Genomic DNA, 15,373 nt, shown 5'->3' on the forward strand with positions numbered 1-15,373 from the left:
CACATGTCTCTCGGGACATCTTGTTTCGGTGGCCAAACCCCTCTCGGACGCCCATGTCTCTCGGGACGTTTTATCCGCCAGGCGGCCAGGGTCTCTCGAAGCACCGCTCCGCCAGAGCATCACACGTCTCTCAGGACATCCGCGCCTCCGCCCGCCCGCTCCCAGGCGCGCCGCGCCGCCCGCTTGCGCCGCGGCGCGCCTCGGCCAGCCTAGCCCGATGCATCGGAGCTCGTCCTGCTGCTTGCTCGTCCCGCTCCTCTCCTCTTCCCTCCTCGCGCTCGCGTGTCACCGCAGCGAGCAGGTCGCCTTCGCGCCCGCGCAGGAGGTCGCAGCGCCGGTCGAGCCCGCCCCCGAGCCGCAGCCTCCGCCGCCTGCGCCCGCACCGACCGCCGACCCGCGACTGCGCAAGATCGCCGAGCAGGTCTACACCTTCGCTTACCCGCTCGTGCTCATGGACCTCACGCGCCAGGTCATGACCGTCCAGACCCCGATCAACACCTTCCAGCACCTGCGCGCCTACCCCAGCGCCAAGTTCCGCGAGGTCGTCAGCCCCAACGCCGACACCCTCTACTCCTCCGCCTGGCTCGACCTCGCCAAGGAGCCGATCGTTTTGAGCATCCCCGACATGGGCAAGCGCTACTGGCTCATGCCCATGCTCGACGCCTGGACCAATGTGTTCGCCTCGCCTGGCACGCGCACCACCGGCAACGAGGTCCAGCACTTCGCGGTCGCCGGGCCTGAGTGGCAGGGCCAGCTGCCCGAGGGTCTCGCCCTGCTGCGCGCGCCGACCGACACCGTCTGGATCATCGGCCGCACCCGGGTCACCAGCGAGCTCGACACCCTCGCGGTCCACAAGTTGCAGGACCAGTTCAAGCTCACTCCGCTGTCGGGCTGGGGCCCGATGGCCGTCGCGCCCGAGCCGCCGCCGCTGACCACCGGCGTCGACATCGGCACCCCGCCGCCGCAGCAGGTCCAGGCCATGCCGCCCGAGCAGTTCCTCGCCCGCGTCGCCGAGCTCTTGCCCGAGAACCCGCCGAGCGACGCCGACGCCCCCATGGTCGACAAGATGCGCGAGCTCAAGCTCGTGCGCGGCACCCCGTTCGACGCCGAGGCGCTCGGACCCGCGGAGCTGCTCGCCCTGCGCGAGGGCGTCGAGGACGCCCGCGCCGAGCTGGCGGCGGCCACCCGTCACTTGCCCGGCGACAAGGTCAACGGCTGGCGGATCTTCACCGACACCGGCCAGTACGGCGTCGACTACGCGCGGCGGGCCCTCGTCGCCGAGGTCGGCCTCGGCGCCAACCTCCCGCAGGACGCCCTCTACCCTGCCACCGACGTCGACGGCAACGGCGAACCGCTGACCGGCGCGAGCCGCTACGTCCTCCACTTCGACAAGGGCGAGACCCCGCCCGTCGAGGGCTTCTGGTCGCTCACGCTCTACGACGAGCAGCACTACTTCGTCGACAACCCGATCGATCGCTACGCCCTCGGCGACCGCAGCAAGCTGCGGCGCAACAAGGACGGCTCGATCGACATCTACATCCAGCAAGAGACGCCCGGCAAGGCCCGCGAGGCCAACTGGCTGCCGGCCCCTGCCGGCCACTTCAACCTGATCATGCGCCTCTACTGGCCCAAGGAGCCGGCCCTGCGCGGCGATTGGGTCCCGCCCCCGGTCGCGCGCATGCCCTGAGCGCCGCTCATCGCACGTCGCCCCGCCTGTCCCGAGAGACACCTCGCCGCCACGCCTTTCCGCGGACCCGGGAGACATCGCTTCCCGCGAGCGGCACGAGGCGGCGCGCATGGGCACGGCCGCGCGTGAAGCCGCGAAGTCGCCGCTTGCTCGCCTGTCCCCAAGGACACCCAATCGCTGCCGCTGATGTCGCACGTCGGTTCGCTGCTGCAGCCCCAGCAACGGCCCCCGCGCCCGCGTCGGTGCCCGCGCCGACGCGTCCCGCCTGCCGCTCTCGACGCGAGCCTCGTCGCGCGAGCGCCCTCGCGTCGGCGCCACGCGTGGGAGCGCGCCTCGCTCCGCGTACACCCGCAGTGGACCGCAGCAACAGGCCGCGCTCGAGCTCGGCCGGGAGCGTCGATGATCATGACCCGACACCTTGCGACCCTCGCCGTCCTCCTCGCCGTCGCCGGCGCCTGTCCGTCACCTTCCAAGCCGGCAGCCAGCGGCGACCCCGTCTTGCCGACCGGCGACATGCAGGACGGCCCGCCCGGCGGCTTCAGCGTCGGCGTCGTCACGGCCACCTCGCAGGTCGCGGCCGACGCTGGCCGCCAGATGTTGACGCTCGGCGGCAACGCAGTCGACGCCGCGGCCGCGGTCCAGTTCATGCTCAACGTCGTCGAGCCGCAGGCGTCCGGCCTCGGCGGCGGCGGCTTCCTCCTCGTCTACATCGCCGCCGAGGACAAGACCTACGTCCTCGACGCCTCCGAGCGGGCCCCGGCCGGCGCCGCCGCGGACATGTTCGTCAGCCAGGCCGACGCCGAGGTGCGCGGCTCGTCCGGCTACATCGTCGGCGTGCCCGGCACCCTCAAGGGCATCGCCACCGCCCTCGATCGCTGGGGCACCATGCGGATCCCCACCGTCATCGGCCCTGCGCTCGACGCCGTCAAGCGCGGCGTGCGGGTGCAACCGCTGCTGGCCGAGGACATCCGCAGCGCCCGGCTCGACCACGAGCTCGGCGACCCCGCCTACGACGAGGCGCGCGCGGTGTTCCGCCCCGAGAACACCGCGCTCGCCGACGGCGACACCCTGCTCCAGCCCGACCTCGCCCGCACCTTCGAGATCATCGCCGCCGGCGGCACGACCGCCTTCTACGACTGCGACGACGACTCGGGGCTCGCCCAGGCCATCGTCGAGGCCCAGCGAGCCACCCGCGAGGTCAACCCCGACGGCGTCGGCAGCATGACCTGCGACGACCTGCGCACCTACGACGTCGTGATTCGCAGCCCGCTGAGCCGGCCGTACCGCGACTTCACGGTCGTCACCACCCCGCCGCCCTCGGCCGGCGGCGTCGCCCTGCTGCAGATGCTCGGCGTCCTCGAGCGCTTCCCGATCGGCGGCGAGGACATGGGCCCGAAGGACAGCCAGACCCTCAACCTCGAGCAGGAGGCGATGCGCCTGGCCTACGCCGACCGGTCGATGTGGATCGGCGATCCCGACGTCGTCCGCGTGCCCGTCGCCGGCCTGGTGTCGGCCGGTTACATCGAGCAGCGCACGCAGTCGATCGAGCTCGGCGTGCGCATGCCGCAGATCGTCGCCGGCGACCCGCGACAGTTCGACCCGACGATCCGCCCCGACGGCATGGTCGCCCCCGTCACCGGCGACCCGCGCGACGGCGGCGGCCACACCACCCACTTCAACGTCATCGACAGCGCCGGCAACATGGTCGCCTGGACCAGCACCCTGTCGTCGGCGTGGGGCTCGGGCCTGATGGTCCCGAAGTTCGGCTTCATGCTCAACGACTCGCTGGCGAACTTCAACCACCGCCCGACCCGCAGCACCGATCCCGCGGCCATCGACCCCGGCGCCAACGATCCCGCGCCGAACAAGCGCCCGCTCAGCAGCATGGCGCCGACCATGTTGTTCTCCGAGGACCGCCCCGTCGCCGCCTACGGCGCGGCCGGCGGCTCCACTATCCCCAGCACCATGCTGACCCTCACCCTCGGCCTCGTCGATCACGGCGAGACCCTGACCGAGGCGGTCGCCGCCCCGCGCCTCACCCTGCAGAGCGGCAGCAGCACCGCGGTCACCGCCGTCGAGCCGGGCCTGATGCTCGACACCCTCGAGCCCCTGCGCAAGCTCGGCTACTCGTTCGACCTCGTGTTCAAGCTCGGCGCCGCCCAGATCGCAGTCCGGTTCCCGGAGACCGGCGAGACCTACGGCGCCGCCGACCCCCGCCGCGTCGGCGGAGTCGCCGGGCTCGGACGCTGACCTCCGTGGCATGTCCTCAGAGACATGCCCCAAAGCCCATGTCTCTACGGGCATGCCCTTCGGGGCATGCCCGTTCGCTCAGGCGAGCTGCGCCGCGGTCGCGGTCATGATCGGCACCGCGAAGTCGACCAGCGCCCGGGCCGGCAGCAGGTGGCAGGTCGCCTGGCCGATCGGCCCGCTGCGCCCCAGCCCGGCGGCGATGAAGCCCTCGACGATCGCGCCGAAGAACCGGTCGGGCCAGTCCTTGATGCCGTTCATGGTGTCGAACTCCTCGACGTCGAGCCACACCCGCGCCCCGCCGCGCAGCACCGGCACGCGCACATGGGCCAGGCGCTTGCCCTCGATCGGCGCCACCGCCTCGGCGTAGTGCAGCAGGGTCACCTGGTCGAGGTCGGATCCGACCAGCAGCACCTTGCCGTCCACCTCGCACAGCCGCGCCAGCGGCGAGCCCTCGCCGAGCCCGTAGTTCGGCCCGTGATCGCGGGTCAAGAAGTCCGCGCGCGCGCCCACGGCCCCCATGCGCATGCCGGCGTTGGCGCTGCAGCGCACCTGCGGGTGGCCGCGGAAGAACTCGGGCAGGACGCCGAAGTCGCGGCTGGCTCGCGTCAGGCAGGGATCGAACGGCGGACAGTGCTCCTCGATGAAGCGCTCGTCCTCGGGCGGATGCAGCCCCCGCCCGATGTCGTCGTACGGCGACGGGCAGCCGAGATACACCATCATCGTGCCCGCCTCGCCCAGGCTCTGCAGGATCGCGGCGATCAGCGTATCGGGCCCGGCGAGCAGCGGTCCGACCGCGCGCAGCGACGCATGTACCATCACGGTGTCGCCCGGCACGACGCCGAGCGCCGCGCAGTCGCGCGCGAGCGTCTCCTGGGTGATCCGCGGACAGACGAGGTTCACGGCCGCTCCTGTGCGCCGACGATAGGCCGGACCCGCGCCGGCGACAAGCGCGGGGCCCGGGTGTTACAAGCAGACATGGACCCGCACGTCCTCGATCTCGGGACGCACATCGGCCCGACCCTCGTGCGGCGACAATTCCTCGACGCCCACCCGCGCGTCGGCGACGCGCTCGAGCAGGCCCACGCGCGGATCGTCGTGTTCGAGCCGGACGACCGCGGGGCCGCCTTCTTCCCGGCCGTCCAGCGCGCCCTCGACGTCGCGCGCACGGCGGTCCCTGCGGACATCGTGCCGCTGTTCGTCGCCCTGGTGGTCCTGCCCGATCTGGTCGCCGCCTGCGGCTTCGACTTCTCGCGCAACCACGCGACCATGCCCGCGCTCGCGTGCCCGCGCGGGGCCTTCCTCGGCTACATCGCTCTCGGCGAGGGCGGCGGCCTGTTCTTCGCCGCCGACGGCCGCCTCGGCACCCCGACGCCCGACGCAGTGCTCGCCGTCCTCGCGCGCGCGTCCGGGGCCCCGTAAAACGAGAACGACCTCGGGAGCCGCGCCCCCGAGGTCGCCCTCGACTCACCGCCTTGGCGGCGTCAGATCGTCGGCGTCACGCCGAGCTCGGTCAGCAGGTGGTCGGCGCCGTCGACCGCGTCCATCACCCACAGCACGTAGCGGATGTCGACGTGGATCGAGCGGGTGATCGGCGGCATGAACACCCAGTCGCTGGCCATCGCTTCGATGTTGCCGTCGAACACCAGGCCGGTGAGCTCGCCCTTGGCGTTGAGCGTGGCCGAGCCGGAGTTGCCGCCGGTGATGTCGAGGTCGGCGAGGAAGTTGACGGGCACCTCGCTGAGCTCCGGGGCCACGTAGGGCCCGAACTTGCGCGCCGCGATCGCGTCGAGGGCCGCCTTCGGGGCCGCGAACGGCTCCTCGCCGGTGTTCTTGCGCACCATCTCGGACACCGTCGTGAACGGCTTGTAGACCGGCGCGCCGGCCGACGGCGAGTAGCCGCGGATCGTCCCGAAGGTCACGCGCAGCGTCGAGTTGGCGTCGGGCGCCAGCGAGCCGTTGTGGTAGGCGCGCAGCGCCTCGATGTAGCGCGGACGCAGGGCCGCCATCGCTCCGGTCGTGGCCTCGCCCTGCTTCTTGTGCTCGTCGACCATCGGCTTGAGCTTGAGCGCCAGCTTGACGAACGGGTCGCTGCTGGCCTTGACCGTCTTGGCGCTGGCCGCCCGCAGGGCCTCGAGGCGGACCACCGCGTCGCCGAGCTTCGTGCCCTTGTAGAGCTTGTCGAGCGCGCGATCGATGTCGTTGTCGGTGATCGTGCCCTTCTTGCCGACGATCGCGGTCAGCACCTCGGGGCGGTCGGCCTCCGGCAGCTTGGCCGCGCGCTGCAGGTACAGGCGGAACACCGCGCGGTCGAGGTCGGGGTGATAGTTGGCCTGCAGCGCCTGCATCGACTGCTCGAGGTCTCGCTCGTCGCGGGTCTGCATGCCGAGCTTGCGCTGGTCGTCGGGCTTGGCGCGCTCGTCGGCCAGGCGCACGATCGTGTCGGCCGCGCTGAGCAGCAGCGAGCCGCGCACCAGGTCGTCGTGGGCCGCGTCGCGCTCGCGCGTCTTGGCCTTCTCGCTCGTCAGCGTCGCCATCTGCGCCAGCACGTCGCCGTACTTGGCCTTGCGCGCCTCGTCGCCCTCGATCCACTTCTGCAGCTCGCCCTCGATGCGGGCCTTGTCGGCCCCGACCCCGCCCTTGACCAGGCCGTCGCGCATGCCGCGGAAGTTGAGCAGATAGTTGTGGAGCCCGCGCAGGCGCGACGCCCCGGCGATCTGCGCCTTCGGGTCCTGCTTGCCGATCCCCTCCATCACCGCGATCAGCTCCTCGTAGAGCTGGATCTGCCGGCTGTAGTACCAGTCGGCCGCCTGCTGCGCCTCGGCGGCGGTCTTGAGCCGCTGCGTCCGGCCCGGGTAACCCGCCACCATCACCAGGCTGCCCTCGGTCGCTTTGTCGGTCGCCACCTTCAGGTGGTGCTTCGGCTTGAACGGCACGTTGTCCGGCGAGAAGTCGGCCGGCTGCCCGTCCTTGCCGACGTACGCGCGCAGGAACGAGAAGTCGCCGGTGTGTCGCGGCCAGCGCCAGTTGTCGATGTCGCCGCCGAACACGCCGATGCCCTCGTGCGGCGCGTACACCAGACGCACGTCGCGGAGCTCGGTCTGCTCGATCTGGAAGAACTGCGCCCCTTCGTAGAAGCTCGCCACGGTGCAGCGCACGCCGGTGCGGCCGCCCTCGCACGCGCCCACCAGCTGCTTGCGGCGATCCTCGATCTGGCCCGCGCGCTTGTCGTCGCCCACGCCCTCGAGCCCGCCGAGCACCTTGTCGCTGACGTCCGTGAACGCCGTGGTCACGAACACGCGCGCCGCCGGGCCGCCCGACTTCTCGTCGGCGCGGGTCTTCGCCAGGTAGCCGTTGTCGAGCAGGTTGTTCTCCGGCGTCGAGTTGGCCTGCAGGTAGCGCGTCACGCAGTGGTGGTTGGTGACGATCAGGCCCTCGGGCGACACGAACGAGGCCGAGCAGCCGCCGAGGCTGACGATCGCGCCGAGCGGGAACGCCGTCGGGTCGGTCAGCGCGGCCGGGTCGTAGGCGAGCCCCAGGCTCTTCAGCGTCTCGGCGTGGGCCGTCATCTGCCCGGGCATCCACATCCCGCCGGGGTTCTCGAACTTGACGGCGGGCGTGGTCGGACCTGTCTCTTGGGCCACGCTCTCGCCGCCGCTCGGACTGGCCGAATCGGCGCCCTTGCCGGCGCAACCGGCGATCAGGAGCACGAGGGTGAGGCTGGAAGGCAGCGCGGCGGGGAGGGTGCGGAGCATTTTGGATGGGTATCAGATCCGCGCGGCCCCGGCGCGAGACGCTCGCGTGACCTCCCCGGGTGAAGGGCGCTGAAACCCCGCGGCGGCCTGGCGGGGCGCGGGCGGCCCGCGCGACCGCGTGCACGGCCCCGGTGCGCCTCCGCGCACGGACTTGCCCCGCGCGGGCCCTGAGGTTTAGCCTTCCGCCGCCGTGCCTCGCCCTCGCGTCTCGCTGCTCGTCGGCAACCCCACGGCCCGCAGCGGCAAGGCCGAGGCGGCCATCGCCGCGGCGATGGAGGGCCTCGCCCGCGCCCGCCTCGAGCCCGAGTTCTTCTCGACCCTGCCGCAGGGGGCCACGGTCGCGGCGCTCGCCGATCGGCTCGAACGCGGCGACGTCGCCCGGGTGATCTACCTCGGCGGCGACGGCACCTTCGCCGAGACCGCCAAGGGCATCATCCTCGCCCGCGAGCGCTACGGCATCGACACGCCGATGGGCATGTTGCCGATGGGCACCGCCAACGATCAGGGCCGCAGCTTCGGCGTCCACTCCGGCCTCAAGGCCCTGCCCGACAACATCGCCATCATCGCCGCCGGCGTCGAGCAGTGGCTCGACGTCGGCGAGGTCGAGGCCTGCGACGCCGCCGGCGAGGTCGTCGACCGCGACCTCTGGTTCGACAGCTGGGGCCTCGGCCTGTCGGCGCAGATCCTGGCCAAGCGCAACCGCGACCGCAAGATCGTCGCCAAGATCCCGGTGCTGCGCCAGCTCTACCGCGACAAGCTCGTCTACATCCGCGCCGGCCTGTCGAGCCTCGCCAAGAACGCCCTCAAGTCGCTGATCGGCAAGGCCCGCTTCGCCGCGCTCATCACCATCGACGGCGAGACGCGCGAGCTCGGCGGCATCAACGACATCGTCATCAAGGGCACCGTCCTGTACGGCGGCGACTGGATCTTCGATCCCACCTCCAAGCCCGACGACGGCAAGTTCGAGGTCATCATCGTCGAGAACCCCGCCGACTGGGGCGCCATCACGATCCGCGCCCACAAGCGCAACCCGGTGACGCAGGACGACCTCGCCGTCCTCGGCCTCGCGCCCAAGCAGATCCCGCGCGGCTCGCAGATCGAGGTCAAGATCTTCCGCCCCGCCGGCATGGGCCCGGTCCCCTCGCAGATCGACGGCGAGGAGTACGTCTCGACCGACCACTACCGGATCCGCAACCTCTTCCACTACCTGCGCATCATCGTCCCCGAGGACCCGCACTGGGTCTGACGCGCACGGGTCGCTCGTCGCTCGTCGCTCGTCGCACCGGGCAGTGCTCGTGCTCCGCTGCTCCGGCGCGCCCGTCTCGTCCCCGCGTCGCGCGGATGCTCCGGCGCGCCCGTCTCGTGTCCCGCGTCGCGCGGATGCTCCGGCGCGTCCATCTCGTCGTCCCTGCTCGTGCGTCGCGTCGCGTCGCCGCCCCGCATCGTCGGGCTCGCTGGCCGCCCGGGCGCTTGCGGGGCGCCGGCGGCCCGTGGCACGCTGGTCTGCCGGTTCGGCATGACTTCGGGCCCGGCCACGCATCACTCTCGGCTCCGCGGGCCCCTGCTCGCCGCGCCGCTGTGCGCCGTCGTCGCCTGCAACGGCGGGGTCGCCGGCCTCCAGCGCCAGATCAGCGAGCGCCTGCAGCAGGGCCTCACCGCCACCGACAGCAAGCGGCCCGAAGAGCCCGACCGCCTGCCGCCCGAGCTCGTCCTCAACAAGCTGCGGCTCTACGTCGACTGCGTCGGCGCCACGCGCGTGCCGGTGTACGACGCCTACCGCGAGGGCGCGGCCGCGTTCGCCGGGCGCACGCGCACCCCGCCGGCCGAGATCCCGCCCGAGGCGATCGGCGAGTGCGACAAGGCCGAGCACGAGGGTCCGCTGCTGAAGCCGCCGCAGCCGGCGCTCGAGCAGGCCGCCGCCGTCTACAACGACACCTCCAAGGTGTTCGCGGCCACCATCGACGCTGTCCGCGAGGACATGTCCCACAGGTCATCTTCGATCGAAGAGGACGGCGAGCGCTCGCCGATCTACAACAACTTCAGCGACGCCTACCGCGCCTGGGACGACTCGCGGCGGGCGCTCGAAGAGCAGATCGCCGCCCGCCAGGGCCGGCTCGACGCCGCCGTCCTGGCCGAGATCGAGGCGCGCGCCGGCGCCGGCCTCGAGTGGCACACGCGCAACGTCGTCACCCAGGCCAAGCCGTACGTGCGCTGCATCGGCGACCACGACGAGTTCACCGCCGGCGTGTGCGAGGCGTTCCACACCGCCTTCACCGCCGCCTACGCCGAGTTCCGGGCCGCCTACGACTCCGACCCGAAGGCGTCCGCCGCCGTGTTCTGGCTGCCGCAGTTCGCCGCCAGCCTGGCCGATTACGCCGCCGCCGCCGACGCCCTGGCGCAGACGATCCGGGCCGGCAAGGCCCGCTCGGGCGACATCAGCGCGGTCGTCCAGGACTACGGCGACGTCGTCCACGACGGCGAGACCGTCAACTTCGCCCGCCTGCGCTGAGCTCGACCTGCGCTTTCGGACCTGTCCCTTCCACCCTGTCCCTCTCGACCTGTCCTTTCGGAACATCGCCATGAGAGCCGTCGTCCTCCGCCGCCACGGCGACCCCAGCGTCCTCGAGCTCGCCGACCTGCCCGATCCCGAGCCCGGCCCCGGCCAGGCGCTGGTCGAGGTCCGCGCCTGCGCCCTCAACCGCCTCGACATCTGGGTCCGCGGCGGCCTGCCGGGCCTCAAGCTGCCGCTGCCGCACGTGCTCGGCTGCGACATCGCCGGCGTCGTCACTGCCGTGGGCCCCGGCGTCGACGCCAGCAAGGTCGGCGCCGAGGTCGTCGTCAGCCCCGGCGTCTCGTGCGGCCAGTGCGAGGCGTGCCTGTCGGGCTGGGACAACCTGTGCCCGAAGTACGGCATCCTCGGCGAGCAGCTCCCGGGCGGCTACTGCGAGAAGATCGCAGTGCCGGCGCAGAACCTGCTGCCCAAGCCCGACAACCTCGACTTCGTCAGCGCCGCCGCGGTGCCGCTGACCTTCCTCACCGCCTGGCAGATGCTGGTCGTGCGCGCGCAGGTCAAGCCTGGGCAGACGGTGCTGATCCACGCCGTCGGCAGCGGCGTCGGCGTCGCCGGCCTGCAGATCGCCCGCCTGTTCGGCGCCCGCGTGCTCGCCCTCGCCAGCAGCGACGCCAAGCTGGCGCGCGCGCGCGAGCTCGGGGCCGAGCTCACCTTCCGCAGCGACGACTCCGAGTGGGAGCGCCGCGTGCGGGCCGTCCCGTGGGTGCAAAAGCGCGGCGTCGACATCGTGTTCGAACACACCGGCGCCGCGACCTGGGAGGCCAGCCTGCGCCTGTGCAAGCGCGGCGGCGTCGTCGTCACCTGCGGCGCGACCTCGGGCCACGCCGCCACCACCGACCTGCGCCAGGTGTTCTTCCGCCAGCTGCAGGTCCTCGGCAGCACCATGGGCAGCAAGTCGCTGCTGTTCCCGCTCCTCGCCCACGTCGGCCGCGGCGAGCTGAAGCCGATCCTCGACCGCACCTTCCCGCTGGCCGAAGCCGAGGCCGCCCACCGCTACCTCGACCGCCGCGAGCAGTTCGGCAAGGTCGTCCTCACCCTCGACCGATGACCCGCACCGATCCATCTCCTGTCCTTTCGGCCAGCCGCCGCGACGACTTCGCCCGATGACCCGCACCAATCCCTCTCCTGTCCTCTCGGTCAACCGCCGCGACCACCTCGCCCGATGACCCGCACCCATCTATCTCCTGTCCTTTCGGCCAGCCGCCGCGACCACCTCGCCCGATGACCCGCACCGATCCCTCTCCCGTCCTCTCGGGCAGCCGCTTCGACTACCCGCTGCGCCGCGTCCGCGAGCTGTGCGGCGGCGTCGTCGTCGAGCTCGACGTGGTCTCCAGCCTCGACGCCGCCATCGACGCCCTGTGCGACGAGGTCGGCCGCAGCCTCGACGACGCCGAGGCGCTGCGCCTGGTCCCGTACTTCGGCACCCTGTGGTCGGCCGGCCGCGCGCTGGCGTCCCACCTCGGCGAGAGGCCCGCCCTCGTCCGCGGCCGCCGCGTCATCGAGGTCGGCTGCGGCGTCGGCCTGCCCGCCCTGGTCGCCGCCCGCCTCGGCGCCCACGTCCTCGCCTGCGACGCCCACCCCGACGTGCTCGCCCTGCTGCGCCGCAACGCCGCCCTCAACGACGCCGTCATCGCCTACCATCACGGCGACGTCGCCGACCCCGAGGCCCTGGTCGCCTCGCTCGGCACCGCCGACGTCGTGCTCGCCAGCGACGTCGCCTACGAGGCGGGCCTGGCGGAACAGGTCGCGCCGGCGCTGGCCCGCCTGTGCCGCCCGGGCGGCCGGATCATCCTCGCCGACCCGGGACGCCCCCTGTTCCAGACGACCGTCAACGCCCTCGAGGGGCTCGGCTACCGCAGCGAGGTGGAGATCCGTCGCGCACGCCGCGGAGACGACAGCGCCACCACCGGCGCCGCCGGCACCGACAGCGAACAGGAAGTCTTCGTCGTCACTTTCGAGTGACGGGCGGCCGAGCCCGATCGCCGATCCGCCCGCGAAACCGCCAGCGCCGCGGCCGCCGGGACCTGCCCTTCCAGACATGTGACGCAGATCCGGCGGCCACACCGCTCGCGCGCCTCGTGTTGCCGGTCATACTTGCCTTGGAGGGGAAGCATGAACCTGCTCGACCGAGCCGCGCGGATCGCCGCTGCCGCGCGCATCGCCGAGGACCCGGATCGGGCCCGGGCGCGCGTGCTGGCCGAGCTGATGTGCGGCGGCGACGAGGCGGGCGACAACAAGAACCTGGCCCGTCAGCTGAGCGCCCTGCTCGAGCTGTCCCGCGATCGCGAGCGACCGGACGTCGACCTCGCAACCGGCCTGAGGCGGATCACCGAGACCGCGATCGACATCCTCAAGATCCATCGCGCAGGAGTGTGGTTCTTCACCCCCGACGCCTCCGCCCTCGAGTGCGCGGACTTGTACGACGTGGCGACAGCCGCGCACACGTCGGGCTCCGTGCTCTACCGCTGCGACTTCCCGATCTATTTTGCCACCCTGGCGACCACCCGCGTGCTGGACGCCTCCGACGCGCAGACCGACCCGCGCACCCGCGAGTTCTCGGCCATCTATTTTCGCCGCCACGGTGTGTCCGCCACCCTCGACGCCCCGATCCGCTCGCGCGGCGGGCTGTCCGGCGTGCTCTGCTGCGAGTACATCGGCGACCCGCGCGTGTGGACCGACGACGAGCTGGCCTTCGTCGCCTCGCTCGCCGACGCCGTCACGCTCGTGCTCGAGACCGATCGGCGTCGCACCGCCGAGCGCGACCTGTTGCACAAGATGTCGGTCATCCACGCGCAACGGCAAGAGATCGCGCGCCTCACCTCGCCGGTGCTGGAGATCTGGGACGGCGTCCTCGCGGTGCCGCTGATCGGTCACCTCGACGGCGACCGCCAGGCGGCCACGATCGGCGGCCTGGCCGAGGCCATCTCCCGCCAACAGGCCGCGTGGGTGGTGCTCGACCTACAAGCCCTCGAGGCGATCGACGCCGTCAACGCCGAGTCCGTCGCCCAGATCGCCCACGCGGTCCGCCGCCTCGGAGCCGCCTGCGTGCTGTCGGGCGTCAACACGGATGCCGTCACCCAACTGGTCGCCCTGTGCCCCGAGCTGGCCCGCCTGCCCGCGACCACCAGCCTCAAGTGCGGGCTGCAGCACTGCCTGCAGAGCTCCTGTCCCGAAGGCCAGCTCGCCTGAGGGGCCTGTCCGCGGCGAGCCCACGCGGTCGCGGGTACACGCGGCCTCGCGGGCGTGTCGAGGCGAAGCCTTGCTCCGCGCCACCGAAAGCATGAAGGGCGAGGCACGCGGTCTCGCGCCTCGCCCCGCGACGACGAGCGCACGCGGTCTCATGTGCTCGCCTGCAGGTCGGGCGAGGCACGCGGTCGCGCGCCTCGCCCCGCGACGACGAGCGCACGCGGTCTCGTGTGCTCGCCTGCTTCTTCAGGTCGGGCGAGGCACGCGGTCTCGTGCCTCGCTCCGCGGTCTCGTGTGCTCGCCTGCAGGTCGGGCGAGGCACGCGGTCTCGTGCCTCGCTCCGCGAACGGCCAGCGCACGCGGTCTCGTGTGCTCGCCTGCTTCATCAGCTCGGGCGAGGCACGCGGTCTCGTGCCTCGCTCCGAGACGGCCAGCACACGCGTGCTCGCCTGCTTCTTCAGGTCGGGCGAGGCACGCGGTCTCGTGCCTCGCTCCGCGACGGCCAGCACACGCGGTCTCGTGTGCTCGCCTGCTTCGTCCTCGACCTCTGCGAACGGGCATGTCCCGAGGGACATCCGCGAGCGGACCGCCGACTCGGGCGACCCGGCTCGTCGTCGCGCGCTAGCGGGCCCGGGTCTTCTTCGCCTTGGCCGCGCCGGCGGTGGTCTTGCGGGCGGTCGTCGGCGAAGTCTTGGCGGCGCGGCTGCGACGGGTCTCCCAACCCTTCTTCGCCGCCTCGCTGCGCGACTTCGACGTGGGCGCCGCGGCCTGCTTGCCGGTGCGCCCGGCCGTCTTGCTCGTCGTCCGGCCGGCGGTCGCCTTGCCCTTCACCGCGGGGCTCTTCGCCCTCGTCTTCGCACCGGTCTTGGTCGGCGTCGTCTTGCGTACTTTCGCGCCGGCCCGCGCCGGCCCACTCTGCTTCGTCCGAGTGCTACGTGCCATGCTCTCACTCCTTCTGTGGCGCAAGTCTGGAACACGTTGGCCGGCCTGCAACCACTTCATCGATCACAGGCTGCACGTGAACACCTGCCGCGTGGCGCAGGTCCCAAAGGCCACCTCGGCGAAAATGCTGAATTCGCGGCGCAGCATGCCATTCTGCGCCCTTTCTCGTTGCATCGAACGCCGGCGATCGCGGCTCTCTCGAGGCCACGACCTCGCGGCTCTCTCGCGTGCAGTGCTCGTGCGCTGCTCCCGGCCCGCCGCCCGAGGGCCTGCATCGGTGCGACGCCGCGCGATCGGGGCCCTCGTCGATGCATCGGCATCGTCGACGCATCGACCCTCACCGTGTGCGACCCGTGGGGGAACCGTCCTGCATCGGGCCTCGGAAGCACGACCCCGCAGTCGGCCGGGCGGCGGCGAAGCCCTCGCCCCCCGATCGACGCCCCGTGCTCACGCGCCCCGCCCGTGAAGCAAGGTCGCAAGTCAGCGCCCGACCCGCTCCCACCGCATCCGCGAAGCAGGAAGAACAGCGGACCCGAGCGTCCACTCCCGAGCCGCGCCGATGACGGCAAGAAATGGCCCGAGCGCCCCTCTCCCGGACGCCCCCGCGTGAACGAGGAACGTGCCGCGCCCGCGAAGAAGAGAAGCAGCGGGCCGAGCGACCGATGCACTCCTTCAAACGGCCCGCTCCCCACGAACGCGAAGGAATCAGAGCAACGAGCCCAAGCGACCGGACCCACCGGCCACGCGATCGCGTCGCACCAGGGAAGAAGGAAGGCTATTTGCCCGAGCGATCCGCCCACTCACGCGCCGGTCCAGGCAGGAGACCGGCCTCATCCTCGGCACGGCCCGGCCCGCACGAGGGGTCCGCGAAAAAAGGAGAACAGCCGGCCCGAACGGCCGGTCCTCTGCGCGAGAGCAGAGACTATCGAGCCCCGGCGACCCAACCGACCCCGCTCACGCGCCGCGTCAGCAAAGGAAGAACGA

General features: G+C 72.1%; 11 protein-coding genes. 8 read left to right on the plus strand and 3 right to left on the minus strand.

All coding sequences use genetic code 11. From position 1 onward, the window contains the following. Window positions 1–217 precede the first annotated feature (217 nt). A complete protein-coding gene (locus OV090_RS00960; RefSeq protein ID WP_267701544.1) occupies window positions 218–1,687 on the plus strand; it encodes a DUF1254 domain-containing protein in 1,470 nt (489 codons plus the stop codon). Window positions 1,688–2,092: 405 nt separating this feature from the next. After that, entirely contained in the window at window positions 2,093–3,937 is a 1,845-nt protein-coding gene (gene ggt, locus OV090_RS00965; protein ID WP_267701545.1) for a gamma-glutamyltransferase, read from the plus strand. Between the two features lie 78 nt (window positions 3,938–4,015). On the opposite strand, the gene aac(3) is transcribed toward ggt, so the two are convergent. Then, the gene (aac(3), locus tag OV090_RS00970) at window positions 4,016–4,837 is read right to left on the minus strand and encodes an aminoglycoside 3-N-acetyltransferase (protein WP_267701546.1); all 822 of its coding nucleotides are present in this window, start codon (window positions 4,835–4,837) and stop codon (window positions 4,016–4,018) included. Window positions 4,838–4,912: 75 nt separating this feature from the next. On the opposite strand from aac(3), the gene OV090_RS00975 reads away from it, so the two are divergent. Then, window positions 4,913–5,356: a hypothetical protein gene (locus OV090_RS00975; protein ID WP_267701547.1), complete on the plus strand. Its 444-nt coding sequence runs from the start codon at window positions 4,913–4,915 to the stop codon at window positions 5,354–5,356. A gap of 62 nt (window positions 5,357–5,418) precedes the next feature. Here the strand turns inward: OV090_RS00975 and OV090_RS00980 are convergent, their stop codons facing one another. Beyond that, entirely contained in the window at window positions 5,419–7,689 is a 2,271-nt protein-coding gene (locus OV090_RS00980) for a S46 family peptidase (protein ID WP_267701548.1), read from the minus strand. Between the two features lie 190 nt (window positions 7,690–7,879). Here OV090_RS00980 and OV090_RS00985 point away from each other — a divergent pair, with 190 nt between their 5' ends. The 5 genes from OV090_RS00985 to OV090_RS01005 all read left to right on the plus strand — a co-directional run bounded on the left by OV090_RS00985 (window position 7,880) and on the right by OV090_RS01005 (window position 13,450). Continuing rightward, the gene (locus tag OV090_RS00985) at window positions 7,880–8,935 is read left to right on the plus strand and encodes a diacylglycerol kinase family protein (protein WP_267701549.1); all 1,056 of its coding nucleotides are present in this window, start codon (window positions 7,880–7,882) and stop codon (window positions 8,933–8,935) included. A 270-nt stretch (window positions 8,936–9,205) separates the two neighbouring features. Then, entirely contained in the window at window positions 9,206–10,198 is a 993-nt protein-coding gene (locus OV090_RS00990) for a DUF3829 domain-containing protein (protein WP_267701550.1), read from the plus strand. Between the two features lie 70 nt (window positions 10,199–10,268). Beyond that, window positions 10,269–11,309, plus strand: coding sequence for a zinc-binding dehydrogenase (locus OV090_RS00995; protein WP_267701551.1), 1,041 nt, complete (start codon window positions 10,269–10,271; stop codon window positions 11,307–11,309). A 173-nt stretch (window positions 11,310–11,482) separates the two neighbouring features. Continuing rightward, complete coding sequence (locus OV090_RS01000) at window positions 11,483–12,223, plus strand: methyltransferase domain-containing protein (RefSeq protein WP_267701552.1); 741 nt, start codon at window positions 11,483–11,485, stop codon at window positions 12,221–12,223. A gap of 150 nt (window positions 12,224–12,373) precedes the next feature. Then, on the plus strand, window positions 12,374–13,450 hold the full coding sequence (locus tag OV090_RS01005) for a GAF domain-containing protein (RefSeq protein WP_267701553.1): 1,077 nt from the start codon (window positions 12,374–12,376) through the stop codon (window positions 13,448–13,450). A 618-nt stretch (window positions 13,451–14,068) separates the two neighbouring features. On the opposite strand, the gene OV090_RS01010 is transcribed toward OV090_RS01005, so the two are convergent. Next, the gene (locus OV090_RS01010; RefSeq protein ID WP_267701554.1) at window positions 14,069–14,389 is read right to left on the minus strand and encodes a hypothetical protein; all 321 of its coding nucleotides are present in this window, start codon (window positions 14,387–14,389) and stop codon (window positions 14,069–14,071) included. Window positions 14,390–15,373: the final 984 nt, after the last annotated feature.

Origin of the sequence: Nannocystis sp. RBIL2, assembly GCF_026626745.1 — a bacterium.
Classification (GTDB): domain Bacteria; phylum Myxococcota_A; class Polyangia; order Nannocystales; family Nannocystaceae; genus Nannocystis.

Coding starts and splice junctions, on each gene's coding strand:
- OV090_RS00960 (WP_267701544.1), top strand. CDS start 218: ATGCATCGGAGCTCGTCCTGCTGCTTGCTCGTCCCGCTCCTCTCCTCT.
- ggt (WP_267701545.1), top strand. CDS start 2,093: ATGACCCGACACCTTGCGACCCTCGCCGTCCTCCTCGCCGTCGCCGGC.
- OV090_RS00975 (WP_267701547.1), top strand. CDS start 4,913: ATGGACCCGCACGTCCTCGATCTCGGGACGCACATCGGCCCGACCCTC.
- OV090_RS00980 (WP_267701548.1), bottom strand. CDS start 7,689: ATGCTCCGCACCCTCCCCGCCGCGCTGCCTTCCAGCCTCACCCTCGTG.
- OV090_RS00990 (WP_267701550.1), top strand. CDS start 9,206: ATGACTTCGGGCCCGGCCACGCATCACTCTCGGCTCCGCGGGCCCCTG.
- OV090_RS00995 (WP_267701551.1), top strand. CDS start 10,269: ATGAGAGCCGTCGTCCTCCGCCGCCACGGCGACCCCAGCGTCCTCGAG.
- OV090_RS01000 (WP_267701552.1), top strand. CDS start 11,483: ATGACCCGCACCGATCCCTCTCCCGTCCTCTCGGGCAGCCGCTTCGAC.
- OV090_RS01005 (WP_267701553.1), top strand. CDS start 12,374: ATGAACCTGCTCGACCGAGCCGCGCGGATCGCCGCTGCCGCGCGCATC.
- OV090_RS01010 (WP_267701554.1), bottom strand. CDS start 14,389: ATGGCACGTAGCACTCGGACGAAGCAGAGTGGGCCGGCGCGGGCCGGC.